General features: G+C 75.2%; 27 protein-coding genes. 18 read left to right on the top strand and 9 right to left on the bottom strand.

The genetic code is table 11. The features are described 5' to 3' along the window. Positions 1 to 56: 56 nt before the first annotated feature. From BUB17_RS16265 to BUB17_RS16230, 8 genes are all read left to right on the top strand, one after another. Positions 57 to 1,103, top strand: a complete 1,047-nt coding sequence (locus BUB17_RS16265) for a GGDEF domain-containing protein (RefSeq protein WP_072919732.1) — start codon at positions 57 to 59, stop codon at positions 1,101 to 1,103. A gap of 177 nt (positions 1,104 to 1,280) precedes the next feature. Then, entirely contained in the window at positions 1,281 to 1,760 is a 480-nt protein-coding gene (locus BUB17_RS16260; RefSeq protein ID WP_083606373.1) for a Fur family transcriptional regulator, read from the top strand. Next, on the top strand, positions 1,760 to 2,866 hold the full coding sequence (locus tag BUB17_RS16255; protein ID WP_072919730.1) for a CAF17-like 4Fe-4S cluster assembly/insertion protein YgfZ: 1,107 nt from the start codon (positions 1,760 to 1,762) through the stop codon (positions 2,864 to 2,866). The genes BUB17_RS16260 and BUB17_RS16255 overlap by 1 nt, the downstream gene beginning before the upstream one ends. Positions 2,867 to 2,894: 28 nt before the next feature. Then, on the top strand, positions 2,895 to 3,452 hold the full coding sequence (locus BUB17_RS16250; RefSeq protein ID WP_072919728.1) for an RsiG family protein: 558 nt from the start codon (positions 2,895 to 2,897) through the stop codon (positions 3,450 to 3,452). A 77-nt stretch (positions 3,453 to 3,529) separates the two neighbouring features. Then, positions 3,530 to 4,474, top strand: a complete 945-nt coding sequence (locus BUB17_RS16245; RefSeq protein WP_083606378.1) for an asparaginase — start codon at positions 3,530 to 3,532, stop codon at positions 4,472 to 4,474. An 88-nt stretch (positions 4,475 to 4,562) separates the two neighbouring features. Then, positions 4,563 to 5,075, top strand: coding sequence for a helix-turn-helix domain-containing protein (locus tag BUB17_RS16240; protein ID WP_083606372.1), 513 nt, complete (start codon positions 4,563 to 4,565; stop codon positions 5,073 to 5,075). Then, complete coding sequence (locus BUB17_RS16235) at positions 5,072 to 5,806, top strand: hypothetical protein (RefSeq protein ID WP_072919726.1); 735 nt, start codon at positions 5,072 to 5,074, stop codon at positions 5,804 to 5,806. The genes BUB17_RS16240 and BUB17_RS16235 overlap by 4 nt, the downstream gene beginning before the upstream one ends. A 124-nt stretch (positions 5,807 to 5,930) precedes the next feature. Beyond that, a complete protein-coding gene (locus tag BUB17_RS16230) occupies positions 5,931 to 6,221 on the top strand; it encodes a DUF2516 family protein (RefSeq protein ID WP_072919725.1) in 291 nt (96 codons plus the stop codon). A gap of 13 nt (positions 6,222 to 6,234) precedes the next feature. Here BUB17_RS16230 and BUB17_RS16225 read toward each other — a convergent pair whose 3' ends face one another. Next, positions 6,235 to 6,438 (bottom strand): PspC domain-containing protein, encoded by a 204-nt coding sequence (locus tag BUB17_RS16225; protein ID WP_072919723.1) that lies wholly within the window; start codon positions 6,436 to 6,438, stop codon positions 6,235 to 6,237. 23 nt (positions 6,439 to 6,461) lie between these two features. Between BUB17_RS16225 and BUB17_RS16220 the strand changes: the two genes are divergently transcribed. Beyond that, positions 6,462 to 6,974 (top strand): O-acetyl-ADP-ribose deacetylase, encoded by a 513-nt coding sequence (locus BUB17_RS16220; RefSeq protein ID WP_072919721.1) that lies wholly within the window; start codon positions 6,462 to 6,464, stop codon positions 6,972 to 6,974. Here BUB17_RS16220 and BUB17_RS16215 read toward each other — a convergent pair. From BUB17_RS16215 to BUB17_RS16200, 4 genes are all read right to left on the bottom strand, one after another. Further along, on the bottom strand, positions 6,964 to 7,827 hold the full coding sequence (locus tag BUB17_RS16215) for a spermidine synthase (protein ID WP_072919719.1): 864 nt from the start codon (positions 7,825 to 7,827) through the stop codon (positions 6,964 to 6,966). The two genes, BUB17_RS16220 and BUB17_RS16215, sit on opposite strands and share 11 nt — an antisense overlap. 102 nt (positions 7,828 to 7,929) lie before the next feature. Further along, on the bottom strand, positions 7,930 to 8,112 hold the full coding sequence (locus BUB17_RS16210) for a DUF1059 domain-containing protein (protein ID WP_244277277.1): 183 nt from the start codon (positions 8,110 to 8,112) through the stop codon (positions 7,930 to 7,932). A 39-nt stretch (positions 8,113 to 8,151) separates the two neighbouring features. Beyond that, entirely contained in the window at positions 8,152 to 9,288 is a 1,137-nt protein-coding gene (locus tag BUB17_RS16205; RefSeq protein ID WP_072919717.1) for an EAL domain-containing protein, read from the bottom strand. Positions 9,289 to 9,526: 238 nt separating this feature from the next. Further along, positions 9,527 to 10,399, bottom strand: coding sequence for a class I SAM-dependent methyltransferase (locus BUB17_RS16200; RefSeq protein ID WP_083606371.1), 873 nt, complete (start codon positions 10,397 to 10,399; stop codon positions 9,527 to 9,529). A 34-nt stretch (positions 10,400 to 10,433) separates the two neighbouring features. Here BUB17_RS16200 and BUB17_RS16195 point away from each other — a divergent pair, with 34 nt between their 5' ends. Beyond that, entirely contained in the window at positions 10,434 to 11,441 is a 1,008-nt protein-coding gene (locus BUB17_RS16195; RefSeq protein WP_072919711.1) for a UDP-N-acetylmuramate dehydrogenase, read from the top strand. A gap of 60 nt (positions 11,442 to 11,501) precedes the next feature. Here the strand turns inward: BUB17_RS16195 and BUB17_RS16190 are convergent, their stop codons facing one another. Next, positions 11,502 to 12,278, bottom strand: coding sequence for an SDR family oxidoreductase (locus BUB17_RS16190; RefSeq protein WP_072919709.1), 777 nt, complete (start codon positions 12,276 to 12,278; stop codon positions 11,502 to 11,504). Between the two features lie 81 nt (positions 12,279 to 12,359). Here BUB17_RS16190 and mshA point away from each other — a divergent pair, with 81 nt between their 5' ends. The 5 genes from mshA to BUB17_RS16165 all read left to right on the top strand — a co-directional run bounded on the left by mshA (position 12,360) and on the right by BUB17_RS16165 (position 17,023). After that, positions 12,360 to 13,727 carry a D-inositol-3-phosphate glycosyltransferase gene (mshA, locus tag BUB17_RS16185; protein ID WP_072919707.1) on the top strand — a complete coding sequence of 456 codons (1,368 nt, stop codon included), beginning with the start codon at positions 12,360 to 12,362 and terminating at the stop codon, positions 13,725 to 13,727. After that, complete coding sequence (locus tag BUB17_RS16180) at positions 13,724 to 14,257, top strand: type III secretion system chaperone family protein (protein ID WP_072919705.1); 534 nt, start codon at positions 13,724 to 13,726, stop codon at positions 14,255 to 14,257. Before mshA ends, BUB17_RS16180 begins: the two co-directional genes overlap by 4 nt. Further along, a complete protein-coding gene (locus BUB17_RS16175; RefSeq protein WP_072919704.1) occupies positions 14,254 to 15,843 on the top strand; it encodes an MFS transporter in 1,590 nt (529 codons plus the stop codon). Before BUB17_RS16180 ends, BUB17_RS16175 begins: the two co-directional genes overlap by 4 nt. Before the next feature lie 10 nt (positions 15,844 to 15,853). Next, a complete protein-coding gene (locus BUB17_RS16170) occupies positions 15,854 to 16,156 on the top strand; it encodes a hypothetical protein (protein ID WP_141243043.1) in 303 nt (100 codons plus the stop codon). Positions 16,157 to 16,255: 99 nt separating this feature from the next. After that, positions 16,256 to 17,023 (top strand): phosphoglyceromutase, encoded by a 768-nt coding sequence (locus BUB17_RS16165; RefSeq protein WP_072919760.1) that lies wholly within the window; start codon positions 16,256 to 16,258, stop codon positions 17,021 to 17,023. A 118-nt stretch (positions 17,024 to 17,141) separates the two neighbouring features. On the opposite strand, the gene phoU is transcribed toward BUB17_RS16165, so the two are convergent. Continuing rightward, entirely contained in the window at positions 17,142 to 17,801 is a 660-nt protein-coding gene (gene phoU, locus BUB17_RS16160) for a phosphate signaling complex protein PhoU (RefSeq protein WP_072919700.1), read from the bottom strand. Between the two features lie 223 nt (positions 17,802 to 18,024). Between phoU and BUB17_RS16155 the strand changes: the two genes are divergently transcribed. Together BUB17_RS16155 and BUB17_RS16150 are read left to right on the top strand one after the other, a co-directional pair. Beyond that, positions 18,025 to 19,260 carry a sensor histidine kinase gene (locus BUB17_RS16155; RefSeq protein ID WP_072919698.1) on the top strand — a complete coding sequence of 412 codons (1,236 nt, stop codon included), beginning with the start codon at positions 18,025 to 18,027 and terminating at the stop codon, positions 19,258 to 19,260. Then, a complete protein-coding gene (locus tag BUB17_RS16150; protein ID WP_072919697.1) occupies positions 19,257 to 19,937 on the top strand; it encodes a response regulator transcription factor in 681 nt (226 codons plus the stop codon). The genes BUB17_RS16155 and BUB17_RS16150 overlap by 4 nt, the downstream gene beginning before the upstream one ends. Positions 19,938 to 20,019: 82 nt before the next feature. On the opposite strand, the gene BUB17_RS16145 is transcribed toward BUB17_RS16150, so the two are convergent. Further along, positions 20,020 to 20,229 carry a DUF3072 domain-containing protein gene (locus BUB17_RS16145; RefSeq protein WP_012950573.1) on the bottom strand — a complete coding sequence of 70 codons (210 nt, stop codon included), beginning with the start codon at positions 20,227 to 20,229 and terminating at the stop codon, positions 20,020 to 20,022. 10 nt (positions 20,230 to 20,239) lie between these two features. Further along, a complete protein-coding gene (locus tag BUB17_RS16140) occupies positions 20,240 to 20,446 on the bottom strand; it encodes a hypothetical protein (RefSeq protein WP_072919695.1) in 207 nt (68 codons plus the stop codon). 81 nt (positions 20,447 to 20,527) lie between these two features. Between BUB17_RS16140 and BUB17_RS16135 the strand changes: the two genes are divergently transcribed. Continuing rightward, the gene (locus tag BUB17_RS16135; RefSeq protein WP_072919693.1) at positions 20,528 to 21,526 is read left to right on the top strand and encodes a helix-turn-helix domain-containing protein; all 999 of its coding nucleotides are present in this window, start codon (positions 20,528 to 20,530) and stop codon (positions 21,524 to 21,526) included. The last annotated feature ends 52 nt before the right edge of the window (positions 21,527 to 21,578 follow it).

The raw sequence follows: 21,578 nt of genomic DNA, 5'->3' as shown, positions 1-21,578 counted from the left end.
TGACGTGCGGACGGCGGACCGTCGGGCGCGGTACCCGGGCGACCGATGGAGGGTGCGTGAACACGCTGTGGCTCCGCCCGCGGGACGAGGTCTTCGCCGGCCGTGCGCTGAGCGCGTTGTTCGCGATCTCGGCCGGCCTGGTCGCCGCCTACGCCGCCGTGGCCCCGCAGCCGATCGCCGGCACCGGGTACGCGGTCGCGGCCGCGCTGGTCGCTGCGCTGCTGACCTGGGCCGCAGTGCTGCACCTGGTGCCCGCCGCCCGGTTGACCCGCTGGGGCGCGTGGGGGCTGTGCCCGATCGCCGGCGTGGGCGCCATCGCGGTGGTGGCCCTGGCGCTGCCCGAGGAGATCGCCCTGGCCCACCCGATGTTCGGGCTGTGCGTGCTCTACGCCGGCTCGCAGCTGCGCGGGCCGGCCGCCACGGTCGTGACGGTGCTGGCCGTGGCCGCCGACACGGCGGTGCTCGCGGTGGTGGAGGCGCCTCGGGCCGCGGCGGTGGCCGCGGTCTTCGTCGCCGCCGTGCTCGGCTCGACCGCCGTCCTGCTCGTCCAGGTCATGAACCGGATGGCGCGGCTGGTCTCAGCTCTCCAGCGGCAGGCGGGCCTGGACTCCCTCACCGGTCTGGTCAGCCGGCGGGTGCTCGACGACGCGCTCGCCGCGGCACTGGCGCCGCCCTGGTCGCGCGACGGCTCGGATGCCGGCACCGCGCTGATCCTGCTCGACGTCGACACGTTCAAGTCGATCAACGACGTGCACGGCCACCCCGTCGGCGACGACGCGCTGGTGCACCTGGCCGGGGTGCTGCGCACGCACGCGCGCTCCGGGGACCCCGTGCTCGCCCGGCTGGGCGGCGACGAGCTGGCCGTGCTGCTGCGCGGCTGCACCGCGCAGGATGCGGCCGCTCGTGCCGAGCAGCTCGTCGAGGCCGTCCGCGCCACCCCGCTGCGCCTGCCCGACGGCACCTGGCTCGCGCTGTCGATCAGCGTGGGCGTCGCCCATGCGCCGCGGCACGCCAACGACCTGCGCGGCCTCTATGCCGCCGCTGACGCCGCCCTGTACGGGGCCAAACGCTCCGGCCGTGACCGCGCGGTGCTCGCCCCCTGACCGCAGGCCCGACGCATCGCGCGGGCGGATCGGCTCGCGGGCGGCCTCCCTCGATGGTTGCTCGGCGGTCACGACACGCGGACCCCGGCTCCGATGGCCTCCCGACCGGGCGGACGGTCTCCCTGCCCGCGTCTCCGTCGACAGGTGCGCGTCCGACACGGACCTAGGCTGGACGGCGTGCCCGCCCCGCACCCGCCCTCCGACGCCCCACCGACGGGGAACCAGCCGCTGGCCGAGCGCCTGCGCGCCCGCGGGCTGCGGCTGACCACGCAGCGCCAGCGGGTGCTCGCCGCGGTCGCCGCGCTCGCGCACGCCACCCCCGAGGAGATCGCCACCCGGCTGCGCGAGGAGGCGGGCCCGGGCGGCGCGGCGCCGGACACCTCGACGGTCTACCGCAACCTCGAGCTGCTCGAGCGGCTCGGGCTGGTGTGGCACACCCACCTCGGCAAGGGCGCGCCGGTCTACCACGCCGCGGAGCGCCCGCACCTGCACGTGGTCTGCGCCGGCTGCGGGCAGATCTCCTCGGTCGACCCGGCACTCCTCGACGGCGCCGCGGAACGTCTGGCGGCCGACCTCGGTTTCCAGCTGGACGTGGGGCACGTCGCGCTGTCGGGGACGTGCCGCGCCTGTCGCGAACGACCCGGATCGGAGTCCTGATGTCCACCCCCAGCCCCCTGCTGTCGCGCCCCGGTGCCGTCCCGGTGGAGGACGGGTCCGTCCCGGCGCACTACGGCAGCCCGCTCCGCGAGCAGCGTGAGCTCGCCGAGGGCGCCGGCCTGGTCGACCGCAGCGACCGCGACGTGCTCGTCGTCCCCGGTGCCGACCGGCTGACCTGGCTGCACAGCCTGCTCACCCAGCACCTCGAGCAGCTCGGCGACGGCACCGGCGCCGAGGCCCTGGAGCTCTCCCCGAACGGGCACGTCGAGCACCACCTGGTCCTCGCCGAGATCGCCGGCACCACCTGGGTCGACGTCGAGCCGGGGACCGGCGCGGCGCTGCAGACGTACCTGGAGCGGATGCGGTTCCTGCTCCGCGTCGAGCCGGCGCTCGCGACCGACGCCTGGGCGCTGCTGTCGCTGGTCGGGCCCCGGGCCGACGCCGTGCTCGCCACCGCCGGCCTGCCCGTTCCTGTCGCGCGGTACGCGGTGCTCGCGCTGGACGGCGGCGGGTGGGTGCGCCGCATGCCCCCGGTCGGGGACGGTGCCCCCGTCGTCGACCTGCTGGTGCCGCGCGGTGAGCTGGCGGCCCGCGCCGGCGCGCTGCTGGCCGCGGGGGCCGCGCCCGTCGGGGTGGACGGCTACGAGGCGCTGCGGGTCGAGGCCCGCCGTCCGCGCCTGGGCGTCGACACCGACCACCGCACCATCCCAAACGAGACCGGCTGGCTGACCAGCGCCGTCCACCTGACCAAGGGCTGCTACCGCGGCCAGGAGACCGTGGCCCGGGTGCACAACCTGGGCCGGGCACCGCGTCGGCTGGTGCTGCTGCACCTCGACGGGCTGGCCGAGCAGCTCCCGGAGGCCGGGACGCCGGTGCAGCTCGGCGCGCGCGACGTCGGCCGGGTCGGCTCCGTCGTCCGCCACCACGAGCTCGGCGTCGTGGCGCTGGCGCTGGTGAAGCAGTCGGTGGCGATGGACGCCGAGCTCACCGTGGCCGGCGCCCGCGCCGCGATCGACCCCGACGACGCCCCGGCCGGCCTCGACGACACGGTCGCTGCGGCGCGTGAACGGGTCCAGGCCGTCCGGTCTGGGACGATCCCCCGGTGACCGCTCGACCCACCGGAGAGGCCCGCTCGTGACCCCCGAACCGACCCGCGCCGGCGGCGCCGCCGTCGACGCGCTGCTCGACCCCGGCTTCCTCGAGGCCGCAGTGCAGCGGCCGATGGCCGACGTCCGCCGGTTGCGCCGCCAGGCCGAGCAGGAGGAGGTCAACCTCTCCTACACCCGGCGGCTGCTGCAGGGCCGGCTGGACATCGTGCGCCGCGAGCTGCAGCGCCGCGCCGAGCACGACGGCCGCTCGCTGGTCGACCTGCTGCCGGAGATCCTCGCCGAGAAGGGCCGCGGTCCCGCGCACGGCCTGGGCCGGCACCAGACGGTGCAGCCGGCGGCACCCGAGGACTACGAGAGCTGGGTCAAGTCCCTGACCCCGGGAGTCGACCTGTCCGCGGTCCCCGCGCTGTCCGACGCCGAGCTGCAGCAGGCCGCCCGCGCGCTGGCCGCGGCCGAGGGGTCGCTGTCCGAACGGCGCCGCGGCGTGCAGCAGGTCATGGACGGGCTGGCCGCCGAGCTGGGCCGCCGGTACCGCAACGGCGAGGCCGACGTCGCCGCGCTGCTCGCCGACGAGGGCCGTTGACGGCCCTCTCGCGGGGGCCCGCCGCGAGCTCGCGAGTGGCGGGGGGCGAGGGGGCCCTCCTGTGGCCGGAGAACCCGGTGCTGGTGGAGGTGGAGCGCTCGGGGTTCCTGGAGTCGGTGCACCGCGGCTCGCTGGTCGTCGTCGGCCCCGACGGTGCGGTGCTGCACGCGGTCGGGGACGTCGACCGGCCGGTGCTGCCGCGGTCGGCGAACAAGCCGGTGCAGGCGACCGCGCTGCTGGCCGCCGGCTGGACACCGCGCTCGGGGGAGGAGCTGGCCATCGGTGCCGGTTCGCACTCCGGCGAGGACGGCCACCGTGAGCTGGTCGCCGGCATGCTCACGGCCGCGGGCCTCTCGCCCGACGACCTCGGCTGCCCGCCGGCGCTGCCCTCGCACGAGGCCACCCGCGCCGCCTGGCTGGTCGCCGGCCGGGCGCCGGAGCGGCTGGCGATGAACTGCTCGGGCAAGCACGCGGCGATGCTGTCGGCCTGCGTCGCCGCCGGCTGGCCCACGAAGGGGTACCTCGAGCGCGAGCACCCGCTGCAGCAGGCGATCGAGACCCGGCTCGGGGAGGCGGCGGACACCCCGGTGGCGGCGGTCGTCGTCGACGGCTGCGGTGCCCCGCAGCACGGACTGCCGCTGACCGGCCTGGCCCGGGGGGTGTCCTCGCTGGTCGAGGCCGCGGCCGGTGCGCACGACCGGGCGGTCGCCGACGCGATGCGGGCGCACCCCTGGTTCGTGGCGGGCACCGGCCGGGAGGACACCGACCTGATGCACGCCGTCGACGGCCTGCTGGTCAAGGGCGGGGCCGACGGCGTGCACGTCGCCGCCCTGCCGGGCCGCGGCGCGGTCGCGCTGAAGCTCGACGACGGCGGCGACCGCGGCCGCACGCCCGCTCTGTGCGCCGGGCTGCGGCACCTCGGCGTCCCGGAGGGGCAGTTGGCCGCCTGGGCGGTGACGCCGGTCCCGGGTGGGGACGGCGTGGTCGGCGAGGTGCGGGCCGCCGCGGCGCTGACCGGCTGACAGCGACACGCCGGGTGTGAGGCGTCTCACGCCCGGGTGCTAGCTCCTCCGCTTGCAATAGCTAGCACCCGCGTCTAGCGTCGACAACGTGCAGATCCCCGGCGAGTTCGTCCGCGAGCAGGTGACGAGCGTCCGCGAGAAGGTGGACCAGCTCGCGGGCAGCGTCGCGGAGACCGTCGCCGCTGAGCGCTCCAAGGTCTCGGCGACCGGGTCCCAGGTCGGGGAGTTCATCCGGGAGCAGCGCAACGCCGCCCGGGTGTCCCTCCGGGAGCTCGCCCGCGTGGCCGGCGTCAGCAACCCGTACCTCTCGCAGGTGGAGCGCGGACTGCGCAAGCCGTCCGCGGAGATCCTGGCCTCGATCGCCAGAGGCCTGAAGATCTCGGCGGAGACGCTGTACGAGCAGGCCGGGATCCTCGACCGCCGCAGCGGCAACCCGGACACCGTGGCGGCGATCCGCGCCGACCAGTCGCTCTCCGAGCGGCACAAGGCGGTGCTGCTCGAGCTGTACGAGACCTACGTCCGGGAGCACGCCGCGAGCGCGCCCACCCCGGTCGCTCCCACTGAACCCGCCCCACCCCATCCCACGAAGGAGTCGGCATGACCGCCACCGACACGTTGAAGAAGTACGGCGAGACCGTCGCCGTCCAGAACAAGCAGGTCCTGCTGGCCGCTGTCGGCGCCGGTGACCTGGCCGTCGAGCGCACCCGCGCCGTCGTGGGCACCGTGCGCTCGCGCGTCGAGGCCCTGCCCGGCGAGGCCCAGGTGCAGGTCGACCTGGCCGCCAAGGAGGCCCGCACCCGCGCCGAGGAGGCCGTCCGGACCGCGCGCACGTCGGCCCAGCACGTCGCCTCCGCCGTCCGCCCCGACGCTGTCGCCAGCACCGTGGCCGGCCTGGTGAGCACTGCCCGCACGCAGACCGTCGCCACCATCGAGACCCTCGCCGTCCGCGGTGCCGAGGTCGTCGAGGAGCTGCGCCGCCAGCCCGTCGTCCGCAAGGTCGTCGGCCGCGCCGAGCGTGCCGTGGACGCCGTCGAGGACGCCCTCGAGGACGTGCTCGAGGAGACCGCCGAGACCGTCGCCGAGGCCTCGAACGAGGTCACCTCGATCGCGCAGAAGACCGCGGCGAAGGCCGAGAAGGCCATCGACCAGGCCGAGGAGGCCACCCACGAGGCCGCCGAGCAGGCCAAGGCCACCCTGGAGTCGGCCGAGGAGCCCGCGGCCGACAAGCCGGCCCGCAAGCGCGCCGCGGCCAAGAAGACCAGCCCGGCGAGGAAGTCGGCGCCGGCCGGCACCTCCGCGCGGGTGACCCGCACCGCCAAGCGCGAGAACTGATCACCACACGGTCCCAGGGCCCCGGAGCCGCGGACAGCGCTCCGGGGCCCTGCCGTGTCCGGAACTCCCCCGGACGGGTCGCGGGACCGCGGCCCGGAGCGGCCCGGCGGGTACCCTGCCGGGCATGCTGAGCTTCCAGGGTGCCGTGTACGCGGTGCTCTTCTACGCGGCTCTGGCGCTCACCGTGTGGGCGCTCGTCGACGCCCTCGTCCGCCCGGCTGCCGGCTACGTCGCAGCGGGCAAGCTCACCAAGCCCGGCTGGGCGGCCATCCTCGGGCTGTCGGTGCTCGTCATCGTCGTCTTCCAGAGCCCGCTGAGCTTCCTGGGCCTGCCGGCGGTCATCGCGGCGATCGTCTACCTCGTCGACGTCCGGCCCGCGGTCCGCGGGCTGAGCCGGGGCGGCAACAGCTGGTGAGCCGCCGGGGCGCTCAGTACCGGGTGTCCTTCGGGATCAGGATCCACAGCACCAGGTAGGCGATGAACTGCGGGCCGGGGAGCACGCAGGAGAGCACGAACGCCAGGCGCAGGCCGCTCGGCGAGATGCCGTAGCGGCGGGCGATCCCCGCGCAGACACCGGCGATGACCTTGTTGTGCGTGTCGCGACGGAGGGGGAGACGGGCAGGCGGGGTCATGTCCCCGACCCTACGGTCGGTACGTGCTCCTGCGCGCGGTCCGCGGCGACATCACCGAGGCCGACGTCGACGTCGTCGTCAACGCGGCCAACCCCGGGCTGCTCGGCGGCGGCGGGGTCGACGGCGCGATCCACGCGGCCGGTGGCCCCGAGGTCCTGGCGGAGTGCCGTGCGCTGAAGGCCGGACTGCCCGGCGGCCGGCTGCCCCGCGGCCAGGCGGTCGCGACGACGGCCGGCCGGCTCCCGGCCCGCTGGGTGGTGCACACCGCCGGCCCGATCTGGTCGGCCGAGGTCGACCGCTCCGCCGTCCTGCGCTCCTGCTACACCGAGAGCCTGCGGGTGGCCGACGGCCTGGGCGCCCGGTCGGTGGCCTGCCCCGCGATCTCGGCCGGCGTCTACGGCTGGCCGCTGGAGGACGCCGCGGTGCAGGCGGTGGCCGGGGTCCGCGCGGCCGAGGTCCAGCACGTGCAGGAGGTGCGGTTCGTGCTGTTCGACGATCGTGCGCTGGCGGCGTTCGAGGCCGCGCTCAGCGGCTGAAGACGCCCTCCGGCGGCTCCGGTGAGGCGACCGCGCCGGCGTCGTGCACCGGCTGCGCGTTGCCGGCGAAGCGGTCCAGGTCGGCGCCCTCGACCACCCGGCTCGGCATCGGGTCGGCGGCGCAGCGGCGCACCAGCGCGGGGATCGGCAGCTCGGCGTCCGAGGCGACCGCGACCAGGTTGCCGAAGCGGCGGCCGTGCAGCGTGCCCGGCTCGGCGAGCAGGCACACGTGCATGAAGACGGCGCGCAGCGTGGCCACCTGGGCGCGGGCGAAGCGCAGCGGCGGGCCGTCGGCGACGTTGGCGGTGTAGGTGCCGCCGGGCCGCAGCACCCGGTGGGCCTCCTGCGCGTACTCGGTGCTGGTCAGGTGCGCCGGCGTGCGGGCCCCGGCGAAGACGTCGCTCACGACGACGTCGGCGGCGGCGCTCGGGAGCGCTGCCAGGCCCGCACGCGCGTCGGCGGCGCGCACCCGGACGCGGGCGTCGCGCGGCAGCGGCAGGTGCGCCCGGACCAGCTCGGTGAGCGGCTGGTCGAGCTCGACGACCCTCTGCCGGGACCCGGGCCGGGTCGCCGCGACGTACCGGGGCAGCGTCAGGGCGCCGCCGCCCAGGTGCACGACGTCGATCGGCCGGCCCTCCTCGGCGGCGAGGTCGAGCACGTGGCCCATCCGGCGCACGTACTCGAACTCCAGGTGGGTGGGGTCGGCGAGGTCGACGTGCGACTGCGGCGTGCCGTCCACCACCAGCACCCAGGAGCCGTCGCGGTCGGCGTCCCCGAGCAGCTCGGCGGTGCCGCCGTCGACGGGTGTGGGACCGGGTGGGACGACGGGCTCGGCCTGCCGGCGCCGGCTCACCGGATCACCGGGACGGGAGGCACGTCGACCATCGTGCCGTACCGGCGAGACCGGCGATCCCGCACGGCCGGAGGGCCGGGAACGCGCGATCTCGCCGCGGGGTCACGCGTCGCTGCGGATGTGTCTGCGGACCTCGTCGACGAGGTGCTCCGGGATGTCGGTGAGGCCGTGGTCGGCGCGGGCGTGCGCGGCGACGGCAGCCAGGATCTCCTCGTCGGTGGGTGCGAGGAAGGTGCGGGTGCAGGTGGGGACGACGTCGCCACAGGAGAACTGCTTCACGGTCACCTCGATGTGGTGGTAGGGATCCAGTGGTACAGCCAGCTCCTACCCATCGGCGGCGAGCCTGAGCAGGAGACGTTCCACGCGGACGACGCCGACCGCGACGCCGACGTCGTCGACGCAGACGATCGGGTCGAAGCGGGAGTGCTCGGGGCGCGCCGCCGCCCGTCGGGCCACCTCGCGGACCCCCGCGAGGACGGGGACGCGGAGGCTCACCGGGGCGATCCGGTGCCCGGGGTCGTCGTCGCCGCGGCGGCGCGGCAGCAGCAGCGCCTGCGGCCGGCCGCCGGAGTCGACGCGCAGCCCCAACTGGCCACCGGCCACCACGCCACCCACCGGCCCGCCCTCGACGGGCACGTCCTCGACGAGGCTGGCCACGTGCTCCACCAGGCGCGCCCTCGCCGACCGGAACCGCAGCGGCGCGGCCATCCCCGGGTCGAGCCGGGGCCACGCGGGTCCGGGCCGGCCGAAGAGCCAGCCCTGGCCGAGGGGCACACCCAGGCGGAGGAGCGCCTCCACCTCGCCCCAGGCCTCGATGCCCTCGGCCAGCAACCACGCGTCGATCCGTCCGGCGAACTCGCCGAGCAGCTCGGTGAGCGCCAGCTTGACCTCGTCGCCGTCCACCCCGTTCACGATGGCCCGGTCCAGCTTGACCATCTGGGGCTTGATGGCGGCGATCTGCTGGAGGCCCGAGTAGCCCGACCCGGCGTCGTCGACCGCGAGGAGCGCGCCCTTGCTGCGCAGCCGGTCGCGGAGGGCGATGAGGGGGTCCAGGTCGGCCACGTCCTGGTGCTCGGTCAGCTCGAGGACGAGGGGAGCGAGGTCCGGGACGGACAGGAGGGCCCCGGCCAGCTCGGGATCGGTGAGCAGGTGCGGGCTGACGTTGACGGTGAGGAAGCAGTTGGGCGGCACGGTGCGCAGCAGGTCCAGGCAGCGCCTGACGACGAGGCCCTCCAGCCGCGCACCGACGCCCTGGGCGCCTGCAGCGGCGAACCACTGGTCGGGTGGCACCCGGCTCGGCCGGCCATCGGGCTCGGAGAACCGGGCGAGGGTCTCGTAGCCGGCGACGACGCCGCGTTGCAGGTCGACGATCGGCTGGAAGAGCAGTCGCAGCAGGGACGGCTCGGCGAGGACGGACGCCACCCGCCGCGGCCAGTCAGCTGCCGTACCGACGGAGGTCACGGCCTCGGGCCGTGGGTCAGCCAGTGCATGGTCGTGCCCCCAGACCCTCCTCCGCAGTCCGACTCCGTCGCCCCGCAAGTACGGACCGTAGCGGATAGGAACCCCTGCCGCGGACGCCGGGGGAGGTCCGTCCGGCCGCCGACGAGGTCGCGGCGACGAGGTGCACACCAGTCGGGCAGGTGTGGGGCGGATCACGATCCGGGTCGCCGGACGGTGCCCCGGGCCGCGCCCCGCGGGCTCAGACCGGGGCGACGGCCGACCAGCGCACGGTGACCTCGCCGTGCCGCCACCGGCGGCTGGAACCGACGAACGGCCAGCCCTGTCCGGCGAGGGTCTCGACGGCGGCGGTCCAGCGCTGGCGCGGGCCGAAGGTGGACAGCCCGGCCGCGGTGGCCCAGGCCGTGTCGAGAGCACGGAGGAACACGTGGACCGGCTGCCCGGGCACGTTGTGGTGGATCAGCGCCTTGGGCAGCCGCTCGGCGAGGTCGGAGGGCTCGTCGAGGTCGGACACCCGGGCCGACAGCGTCAGGGTCAGCGGCCCGTCGGCGTCCAGGGCGACCCACGCCGAGCGCCGTCCCCACTCGTCGCAGGTGCCCTCCACCAGCAGTCCGCCGGGGCCGAGCGCGGCGCACATCGTCTGCCAGGCCTGCGCGGCGGACTCCTCGTCGTACTGGCGCAGCACGTTGAACGCGCGCACCAGGACCGGGCGCAGGCCGGCCAGCTCGAAGCCGCCGACCCGGAAGTCGACCCGCGGCGGGTCGCGGTCGGCGGCGACGGCGGTCACCCGCTCGGGGTCGATCTCCAGGCCGACGACCTCGAGGCCGTGCACCTCCGGGCCCAGCCGGTCGGCCAGCTCCAGCGTGGTGACCGCCGACGAGCCGTAGCCCAGGTCGACGACGAGCGGCCGGGCGGCGTCGCGCAGCCGCGGTACCTGGGTGGCCCGCAGCCAGCGGTCGACCCGGCGCAACCGGTTGGCGTTGGTGGTCCCGCGGGTCGGCAGGCCCAGGGCGCGGGCGCGGCCGGCGGCCAGCCGCGGGGCGGCCTTCCGGGGGAGGCTGGCCCGGCCCTTGTGGTCCACGCCTCTCCGGGGTCGCCCTCCTGCCTCGCTCACCGGCCCGGAGCGTAGTCCCGGCTAGCGTGGTGCCGTGCAGGTCCGACGGAACGCCCGCTTCGCGGAGCTGACGACCCTCGGCGTGGGAGGTCCCATCGACCGGCTGGTCGAGGTCTCCGACCCCGGCGAACTGGTGGCCGCCGTCCGTGAGGCCGACGACGCGGGGCGGCCACTGCTGGTCCTCGGCGGCGGCTCCAACCTGATCGGCCCGGACGCCGGGTGGCCCGGGGACGTGGTGCTGGTCGGCAGCCGGGGCATCGAGCGGGACGGGAGCCGGCTGGTCGTGCAGGCCGGCGAGCCCTGGGACGACCTGGTCGCGCACACCGTCGAACAGCGGCTGGCCGGCATGGAGGCGATGTCCGGCATCCCGGGCTCGACCGGGGCGACACCGGTGCAGAACGTCGGCGCCTACGGCCAGGAGGTCGGCCAGGTCATCGCCGCCGTCCGCGTCTGGGACCGCGTGCGGTCGGCCGAGCAGGTGCTCACCCCGGAGGAGTGCGGGTTCGCCTACCGGGACAGCCGGCTCAAGCGCGAGCCGGGCCGGTACGTCGTCCTGACCGTCTCCTTCGAGCTGGAGCCGGGGGAGCTGTCCCGGCCGGTGGGCTACGCCGAGCTGGCGCGCACCCTCGGCGTCGAGCTGGGGGAGCGGACCCCGCTCGCCGACGTGCGCGCCGCCGTGCTGGAGCTGCGCCGCGGCAAGGGCATGGTGTGGGACCTCGCCGACCCCACCAGCCGCAGCGCGGGCTCGTTCTTCACCAATCCCGTCGTCCCGCTGCAGCGGACGGTCGAGGGCTGCCCCAGCTGGCCGGCCGGCGACGGCCAGGTCAAGCTCAGCGCCGCCTGGCTGGTGCAGCACGCCGGCTTCGGTCGCGGCACCCGCCACGGGCGCGTGGGGACCTCACCCCACCACAGCCTCGCCCTGACCACCGAGCCCGGCGCGACCGCCGAGGAGCTGCTGGCCTTCTCCGAGAAGATCATCACTGCGGTGCAGGAGCGTTTCGGCGTGACCCTGGAGCGCGAGCCCACCGCCATCCGCCCCTGACCCCGGCCCCCTGCAGGGGCCCAGCGCGAGCGTGCGAGCGGTGGGGGGCAGGGGGTCCTTCTACTCGCGGTGCACCTTGTGCTGGGCGGCCTGCGCCCGCGGGCGGACCACGAGCAGGTCGATGTTCACGTGGTGCGGGCGGGTGAGCGCCCAGGCGATGCAGTCGGCGACGTCCTCGGCCACCAGCGGCGCGCGCACGCCGCGGTAGACCGCCTCGGCCCGGTCCCGGTCGCGCACCCGGTTGAGGGTGAACTCCTCGGTCCTCACCATCCCGGGTGCGATCTCGACCACCCGCACCGGCTGGTCGAACAGCTCCAGCCGCAGCGTCTCGGCCAGCGTGTGCACGCCGTGCTTGGCCGCCGTGTAGGACGCGCCGCCCTCGTAGCTGACCAGCCCCGCGGTCGAGCCCACGAACAGCACGTCGCCGGCGCCCGAGGCGATCAGCGCGGGCAGCAGCGCCTTGGTCAGCCGGACGGTGCCCAGCACGTTCACCTCGTAGGTGCGCGCCCAGGAGTCCAGGTCGGCCTCGGCCACGGGGTCGGCGTCGAAGGCGCCGCCGGCGTTGTTGACCAGCACGTCGACCCGGTCCAGGGCGCCGGCGAACGCCGCCACCGAGTCGGCGTCGGTGACGTCCAGCGGCAGCGCCCGGGCGCCGATGGAGGCGGCCAGCTCGGTCAGCCGGTCCATGCGCCGCGCGCCGACGACGACGCCCTCCGCCGCCAGGCGGGTCGCGGTGGCCGCACCGATGCCGCTGGAGGCGCCGGTGACGACGGCGCTCCGCCCCGTGCCGGGCAGCTCGCGGGGACCGGATGCAGGATGGGTCGGGGAACCGGGCATGAGGCCCATCCTGGCGTTGTTGCAGACTGCAATGTCGAGCGGGTGCCTCCCGGCGCCCTGGAGCGAGGCGGGAGGTCGCACGTGGCCGCTCGCCGCCGTCCCCGCTCGGCCGTGCCCCGGCGGGTGGCCACCCTCTCGGTGCACACCAGCCCGCTCGACCAGCCCGGTGCCGGTGACGCCGGCGGGATGAACGTCTACGTCCTCGAGGTGTCCCGCCGGCTGGCCGAGCGCGGCATCGCCGTCGACGTCTTCACCCGCGCCGTGTCCAGCGACCTGCCGCCCGTGGTGGAGATGAGCCCCGGCGTCACCGTGCGGCACGTCAGCGCCGGCCCGTTCGAGGGCCTGGGCAAGGAGGAGCTGCCCGCCCAGCTGTGCGCCTTCACCGCGGCCGTCCTGCGCGAGGAGGCCCAGCACGAGCCGGGCCACTACGACGTCGTCCACTCGCACTACTGGCTGTCCGGCCAGGTCGGCTGGCTGGCCCGCGACCGGTGGAGCGTGCCGCTCATCCACACCGCGCACACCCTGGCGAAGGTGAAGAACGCCGCGCTCGCGATCGGCGACCGCCCCGAGCCGCGCGCCCGCGTGATCGGCGAGGAACAGGTCGTGGCCGAGGCCGACCGGCTGGTCGCCAACACCGACGACGAGGCCCGCCAGCTGGTCGACCACTACGGCGCAGACCCGCGGCGCACCCTCGTCGTCCCGCCCGGCGTGGACCTCGACCGCTTCACCCCCGGCGACCGGACGGCGGCCCGCCGCCGGCTCGGGGTCGCCGAGGACGCGGTCGTCCTGCTCTTCGTCGGCCGCATCCAGCCGCTCAAGGCCCCCGACCTGCTGCTCGAGGCGGCCGCGCGGATGCTCGCCGACGACCCGGCGCTGCGCGACCGCCTGCAGGTGCACGTCGTCGGTGCACCCAGCGGCACCGGCCTGGAGGCCCCGCGCCGGCTCGAGCAGCTCGCCGCCGGGCTCGGCATCGCCGACCTGGTCCGCTTCCTGCCACCGGTGCACGCCGAGCTGCTCGCCGAGCACTACCGCGCCGCCGACGTCGCCGTCGTCCCCAGCCACAACGAGTCCTTCGGGTTGGTGGCCCTGGAGGCCCAGGCCTGCGGGACGCCGGTCGTCGCGGCCGCCGTGGGGGGCCTGCGCACCGCCGTCCGGAACGGCGTCTCCGGGGTGCTGGTCGAGGGCCGGGACCCGACCGACTACGCCGCCGCCATCCGCGCCGTGCTCGCCCGCCGGGAGCTGCTCTCGGCCGGCGCGCGCCGGCACGCCGGCGCCTTCTCCTGGGAGCGCACCGTCGACAGCCTGGTCGCGGCCTACACCGCCGCCGCGGAGGAGATGGCCATGACGTCCCAGGAGGTGGCATCCCAGCGAGCGGCTCCCGGCACGCTGCTGCGCCCGGCCTGGGCGCGGGGCGGCGTCCGTGCGCTCGGTGCGCAGGTGGCCCAGTGAGCCTCGTCGAGGAGCTCGACGCGGTCATCGAGCAGACGCTGCGCGACAGCGAGCTGGTGCACGAGCACTCCGCGCCGGGTCGCTGGCTGGTCGACCTGCCCGGTACCAAGAAGCTCAAGACGGTCTGCGGGCTGATCGTCGGTGAGCACGCGTTGCGGGTGGAGGCCTTCGTCTGCCGCCGGCCCGACGAGAACCGCGAGCAGCTGTGGACCTACCTGCTGCAGCACAACGCGCGCATGTACGGCGTCGCGTACTCGATCGACAGCATCGGCGACGTCTACCTGACCGGCCGGCTGCCGCACGCCGCGGTCACGCCGGAGGAGCTCGACCGCATCCTCGGCGCGGTGCTCAGCTACGCCGACGACCACTTCAACGCGATGCTCGAGATCGGCTTCGGCACGTCGATCCGGCGAGAGTGGGAGTGGCGGGTCAAGCGCGGGGAGTCCCTGCGCAACCTGGAGGCCTTCGCCGACTTCGTCGACCCCGGCCGGAGGTCCCGCGCCGCCGGAGCCCCGGACGGCGGGGCGTGACGGCGACCGAACGGTCGCTCCCCGAGGTCGCCCAGGAGCGACCCGGCTACGCCCGCCGGTGGTGGGTGCTGGCCACCATGACGGTCTGCCTGCTCGTGGTGATCATGGGCAACACGACCCTCAACGTCGCGATCCCCACGCTGCAGCGCGAGCTCGGCGCCAGCCAGGGCCAGCTGCAGTGGGCGATCGACGCCTACATCCTCGTCTTCGCCGGCCTGCTCTTCTCCTGGGGCGTCATGGGCGACCGGATCGGCCGCCGGAGGGTGCTGGTGATCGGGCTGTCGGTCTTCGCGGCGGGCTCGCTGCTGGGCGCGTTCAGCAGCAGCCCCGGTGAGCTGATCGCCTGGCGCGCGGTCATGGGCATCGGCGCCGCTGCGGTGCAACCGACGACCCTGGCGGTCATCACCAACGTGTTCCCGCCGGGCGAGCGCGGTCGCGCGATCGGTGTCTGGGCAGGCACCGCCGGGATCGCCGTCGCCGGCGGCCCGCTGGCCAGCGGCGCGGTGCTCCAGCACTTCTGGTGGGGCGCGATCTTCCTCATCACGGTGCCGGTCGCGCTCCTCGGCATCGCGGCGGCGCTGCTCGTCGTCCCGGAGTCCCGCGACCCGTCCCCGGGCCGGCTCGACGTCCCCGGGGTGCTGCTGTCGGTGCTGGCGCTGGTGGGGGTGGTCTACGGGATCATCCACGGCGGCTCGGGAGCGAGCTGGGGATCGCCCGGCGTCCTGGTGCCCCTGCTCGGCGGGCTGGCCCTGCTGGGGCTGTTCGTCTGGCTGCAGCGCCGCTCCCCCCACCCGGCGCTGGACGTCACGCTGTTCCGCAACCCGGCCTTCTCCGCTGCCGCGGCCGCCCTCGGGCTGAACTTCTTCGCCCTCATGGGCGCGACCTTCTACCTCGTCTACTACCTGCAGGGCGCGCTCGCGTACGGCCCGCTGGCCAGCGGCGCGGCGCTCATCCCCATGGCGCTGGGCATGGCGGTCATGGCGCCGGGCAGCTCGCGGCTGGCCGAGCGGTTCGGCGCCAAGGCCGTCGTCGGCACCGGCTTCGTCCTGCTGACCGCGGCCGTCAGCGGCTTCCAGCTGCTGGACACGACCTCGCCGCTGTGGCTGCTGCTCGTGATCCTGTCGGTGCAGGGCGTCGGGATGGGGACGGTCATGGCGCCCACGACCGAGTCGATCATGTCGGTGGTGCCCCGGCACAAGGCCGGCGCCGGCGCGGCGGTGAACAACTCCGTGCGCCAGGTCGGTGGTGCGCTGGGGGTGGCGGTGCTCGGCTCGCTGCTGGCCAACGCCTACGCCGCCCAGCTCGGGAACGCGGTCGACGCGCTGCCGGCCGACGCCCGGGCGGAGGCCAGCACCTCGCTGGTGGCCACCCTCGCGGCGGTGCAGCGGACCGTGGCGGGCGGGGACCCCGAGGCCGCGGCCGCGGCGGGCGACCTGGTCGGCCCGGCCCAGGAGGCGTTCGTGGCGGCGATGCACCTCACCGCCCTGGGGACGGCACTGGCGACCGCCCTGGCCGCCGTCGTCGTCCTCGTCTGGCTGCCGGGGCGGCGCGCCCGGTCCGGGGCCGGAGCTCCCGCCGGGGGTTAGCGTGGCGGCGGTGCAGGAGGGTCCCGGGCAGCAGCAGCGGCAGGTCCGGGCACTCGTGGGCCTGCTCGCCGCGACGGCGCTGGTGTACCCGCTGCTGCTGTGCGCGGTGCGGCTGACCTTCGCCCAGCTCCTCGCCGTCGACGTGGGCGGCACCCTGCTGTGGTTGGCCGTCGGCGCGGGCTGCAGCGTGGCCGCCGTCGCGGCACTGCGCTGGGGTGTGGACCGTCCTGTCCGCAGCCCCTGGCTGTTCAGCGGCCTGCTGCCGCCGGCGGTGTTCGAGGCCTGGCTGCTGTGGCCGCTGCTCGCCGGATGAAGGACCTCCCTGCCCCCCGCCCCTCGCAGGCTCACGGCGGGACCCTGCAGGGAGGCCGTTCCATCACCTCACCGGTCGGGCAGGATGGCCCGGGTGACGATGTCCTCACCCCAGACCCGCCCCGGCACGCTCGTGCTGCTCCGCCACGGCGAGAGCGAGTGGAACAAGGCCAACCTGTTCACCGGCTGGGTGGACGTGCCGCTGTCGGAGAAGGGTCGCAGCGAGGCCGCCCGGGGCGGTGAGCTCCTCGCCGAGCACGGCCTGCTGCCGGACGTGGCGCACACCTCGGTGCTCAAGCGCGCGATCAGCACCGCCGAGCTGGCGCTGGCCGCCGCGGACCGGCAGTGGATCCCGGTCAAGCGCTCCTGGCGGCTCAACGAACGGCACTACGGCGCGCTGCAGGGCAAGGACAAGGCCGCCACGCTCGCCGAGTACGGCGAGGAGCAGTTCACGGTCTGGCGTCGCTCCTACAGCACCCCGCCGCCGCCCATCGAGGCCGGCAGCGAGTACTCCCAGGACGGCGACGCGCGCTACGCCGTGCTGCCGCCGGAGGTGCGCCCGCAGACCGAGTGCCTGGCCGACGTCGTCGTCCGGATGCTGCCGTACTGGTACGACGCGATCGTGCCCGACCTGCGCGCGGGGCTGACCGTGCTCGTCGCCGCGCACGGCAACAGCCTGCGCGCCCTGGTGAAGCACCTGGACGGGATGGGCGAGGACGAGGTCGTGGGGCTCAACATCCCCACCGGCGTCCCGCTGCGCTACGACCTGGACGACGACCTGCGCCCGACCAACCCCGGTGGCCAGTACCTCGACCCCGAGGCCGCAGCCGCCGCCATCGAGGCCGTCAAGAACCAGGGCAGGAAGTAGCGGACAGCTCCCGGGACACGGCCGTGGCCCCCTCCTCGACGAGGGAGAGGGCCACGGCCGTGTGAGCGGGCCCGCGCGCGGGGGAGGCGGCGGGCGCGGTCGATCGCCCGGAGGGCGATCAGTCGGCCTGGGCGTGCATCTCCCGCTCGCCGGTGACCAGGTACACCACCCGGCGCGCGACGCTGACCGCGTGGTCGGCGAAGCGCTCGTAGTAGCGGCCGAGCAGGGTGATGTCGATGGCCGCCTCCATGCCGTGCGGCCAGTCCTTGACGAGCAGCTCGTTGAACAGCTGCCGGTGCAGCTGGTCCATCAGGTCGTCCTCGGCCTCCAGCGCCGCGGCCGCCTCGACGTCGAGCTTGGCGATGACGGTCGCCGTCTGGGTCACCAGGCTCTCGGCGACGTGCCCGGCCTGGAGGAAGATCGGCCGCAGCTCCTGCGGGACGGCGTGCTCGGGGAAGCGCATCCGCGCCAGCTTCGCGACGTGGACGGCGAGGTCGCCCATCCGCTCGAGGTCGCTGATGATCCGCATCCCCGCGGTGATGGTGCGCAGGTCCGTGGCGACCGGCGCCTGCCGGGCCAGCAGGGTGAAGCACCGCTGCTCGATGCTCTCCCGGGTGGCGTCGATGTGCTCGTCGCCCTCGATCACCAGGTTCGCCAGCTCGATGTCGGCGTCCAGCAGCGCGGTGGTGGCCTTGCTCATGGCCGACCCGACCGAGTTCGCCATCTCGACCAGGCAGTTGTTGATGTCGGCGAGTTCCTCGTGGTAGTGCTGGCGCACCGTCGTCCTCCTCGTCGGCCCTGTCGGCCGTGGCCCAACGCTCGGGGTACCCGCTGCGCGAGGCCCCGACGATCTCCGGACCCCGAGGGTAGGTCCGTTCGTCGACCCGCTTCGGCCCTGTCGGTGAACGGGAGGACACCGGGACGTGAACAGTCACGGTCCGGGGTGTCCCGGTCACCCGGACGGGGGGTGTCCGTGGCCGAGCGCGGCCTAGCATCGGCGCGTGAGCTCGTCGGTCGCCCTGCTGGTCGGCGGCGTCGTCGGCCTGGTCGCCGGCGTCCTGGTCGCCACGCTGCTGCTGCGTCCGCGCCGTCCCGACCTCGAGCAGTCCGCGCCGTCCGACGGAGCACCCCCCGAGGCGGTCCTGTCCCGCCGGCTGCTCGACCTGATCGACCCCGCCATCGTCCTGCTCGACCCGGACGACGTCGTCCTCCTGGCCAACCCGGCGGCGCGATCCCTGGGCATCGTCCGCGACACCCGGCTGCTGGTCCCCGAGCTGCTGGAGCTGGCCCGCGCGGTGCGGGACGGCGGCCGGCGGCGCGCCGAGGTGGCGCTGCCCGGCTCGGTCGTGGGTGGGGGGCCACGGCAGGTCGGCGTCCTGGGTGTCCGGCTGGAGCGGGGATCGCGCCCGGCGCTGGGGCCGGTGGCGCTGGTGCTGCAGGACGTGACCGAGGCCCGCCGGGTGGAGGCGGTCCGCCGGGACTTCGTCGCCAACGTCGGCCACGAGCTGAAGACCCCGGTGGGCGCGCTGTCCCTGCTCGCCGAGGCGATCGAGGACGCCGCTGACGACCCGGAGACGGTGCGCCGCTTCGCCTCCCGCATGACCCACGAGGCCGACCGGCTGGCCCGCCTGGTGCGCGAGCTCATCGACCTCTCCCGGCTCCAGGGCGGCGAGCCGCTGCCCGAGCTGGTGCCGGTCGAGGTCGACACGGTCATCGCCGAGGCCGTCGACCGCACCAAGCTGGCCGCCTCGGCCAAGGAGATCGCGATCGTCACCGGCGGCGAGGACGGACTGGTCGTGCGCGGTGTCGAGTCTCAGCTGGCCACTGCCGTCACCAACCTGCTGGCCAACGCCGTCGCCTACAGCCCCGAGCACACCCGGATCGCCGTGGGCGCCCGGGCCCGGGCCGGCTTCGCGGAGATCACCGTGACCGACAACGGCATCGGCATCCCGCGGGAGGACCGCTCGCGGGTGTTCGAGCGCTTCTACCGGGTCGACCAGTCCCGGGCCAGCCGCACCGGCGGCACCGGTCTCGGGCTGGCCATCGTCAAGCACGTGGCCAGCAACCACGGCGGTTCGGTCAGCGTGTGGAGCGAGGAGGGCCTCGGCTCCACCTTCACGCTGCGGATCCCGCTGGCCGCCGGCGCGGACACCCCAGGACCCGCCGGCGACGCGCCGGCCGAGCACGACCTCGCCGGCGGTCCGCCCGCCGCTGACGCCCCGGAGGGACGGTCATGACCCGAGTGCTGGTGGTGGAGGACGAGGACTCCTTCTCCGACGCGCTGTCGTACATGCTCCGGAAGGAGGGCTTCGACCCCGTCGTGGCCAACGACGGGCCGCAGGCGCTCGCCGAGTTCGACCGCGGAGGCGCCGACCTCGTCCTCCTCGACCTCATGCTGCCGGGGCTGCCCGGCACCGAGGTCTGCCGACAGCTGCGCTCCCGCAGCAGCGTGCCGATCATCATGCTGACCGCCAAGGACGCCGAGGTCGACAAGGTCGTGGGCCTGGAGCTCGGCGCCGACGACTACGTGACCAAGCCGTACTCGGCCCGCGAGCTGGTCGCCCGCATCCGCGCGGTGCTGCGCCGCCGCGGCGACGCAGAGGCGCCGGTGGAATCGGCGCTGGAAGCCGGCCCGGTGCGCATGGACGTGGAGCGGCACGTCGTCTCGGTGGACGGCGAGCCGGTGGCGCTGCCGCTCAAGGAGTTCGACCTGCTCGAGCTGCTGCTGCGAAACGCCGGGCGGGTGCTCACGCGGGTGCAGCTGATCGACAGGGTGTGGGGCTCGGACTACGTGGGCGACACCAAGACCCTCGACGTCCACGTCAAGCGGCTGCGCGCCAAGATCGAGCCGGACCCGGCCAACCCCAAGTACCTGGTGACCGTGCGCGGCCTGGGCTACAAGCTGGAGGCGTAGTACTCGGTCGGCCTACCGGCTCCACCGCCACCAGGTGCCGTCCCCGGCTGAGCGGAGCCTCCAGGGTGCGGACCGGCCGGGGCTACTGGCCCCGGCCGGTCTCGTCCTGCAGCTCGTCGATCTTGCGCGAGGCGTCGGCCTTGGTGATGTCGTCCGGCACCTCCTCGCCGGCCTCGCGGGCCAGCGTGTGCAGGTAGCTCTTCTGGGCGCCGGTCGCGGGCTCGTCGCCGGTCACCCAGTCCGAGGGGTCCTTCTCGGCGCTGCGGTCGTCGTTGGCAGTCGGTTCGCTCATGTGTTCGAGTCTAGGCCGGGGTGAGCTCCGGCGCAGGGTGAGCGGCGACCGCGCGGCGAGCGGACTCCCACCGGCGGCCGGTGCGGTAGACGTGCACGCCGCCGCAGGGGCACTCCACGTGCAGCGCGATGTGGGTCGGGTGGTTGGTCGCCGAGCGGATGCGCCGCTCGGCGACCAACTCGTCCGTGTTCGTCACGGGGCAGGTGATCAGCAACATGGGACGAGCGTGCTCCCCGGAGGGTGGCCCGACGAGTGGCAGGAGTGACCCCGATCGCATGTTTCCTGCCATACTCCGTGCATGGCAGCAACGAGTCGCCCGCTGGTCGTGAGCGTCGTCGTCGCCGACGGTCTCGTCGGCAGCTTCGGGCTCGGCGTGTGCGCCGAGGTCTTCGGCTACGACCGCCGGCACATGGGGCTGCCGCGCTTCGACTTCGCGCTGGTCACCGAGGCGCCGGGGGTGCTGCGCACCGACACCGGGATCCCCATCACGGTGGAGCACGACCTGGAGCGGCTGGCCCGCTCGGACATCGTCTCGATCACGGCCTGGGAGCTGTTCGACCGCGTGCCGTCGCCCGCGCTGCTCGATGCCCTGCGCGGGGCGTACGCCCGCGGCGCCACGATCGTCAGCCACTGCACGGGTGCCTTCGTGCTCGCGGAGGCGGGGCTCCTCGACGGCAAGCGGGTCACCACCCACTGGAAGTACGCCGGGGAGCTGGCCGCCCGCTACCCCGCCGTCCAGGTCGACCCGTCGGTGCTCTACGTGGACAACGGCCGGGTCATCACCGGCGCCGGGACGGCGGCCGGCGTCGACACCCTGCTCCACCTCGTGCGCCGCGAGTGGGGTGCGGCGGCCGCCAACGCGCTGGCGCGGGAGATGGTGGTGCCGCCGCACCGCGACGGCGGGCAGGCGCAGTTCATCGACGCCCCCGTCGCCGAGTGCCAGGACGACCTGCTCGGCGCGGTCCTGGAGTGGGCGCAGAACCACCTCGCCGACGACCTCAGCGTCGACCTGCTCGCCCGCCGCGCGCTGATGAGCCCGCGCAGCTTCGCCCGCCGGTTCAAGGCCACCACCGGGACGACGCCGCACGCCTGGCTGCTGGCCCAGCGGCTGGCCGCCGCCGAGGCGCTGCTGGAGGGCAGCGACGCCCCCGTGGAGGAGATCGCCCGGCTGGTCGGCTTCGGCACCGCCGCGGGCTTCCGCGAGCAGTTCACCCGCCGCCGGGGCGTCTCCCCGCGGGCCTACCGGCAGACGTTCCGCCGGACGCTCGCCGCGGCGGACGACGACCGGGCCGCCTGATGAAGGACCCCCTGCCCCCCACCGTTGAAGGACCCCGTCCTCCTCACCCCTC

The organism is Geodermatophilus obscurus, assembly GCF_900143215.1.
Classification (GTDB): domain Bacteria; phylum Actinomycetota; class Actinomycetes; order Mycobacteriales; family Geodermatophilaceae; genus Geodermatophilus; species Geodermatophilus obscurus_A.
The sequence above is the reverse complement of the archived record's forward strand: the minus strand, read 5'-3'. Positions and strand labels throughout refer to the sequence as shown.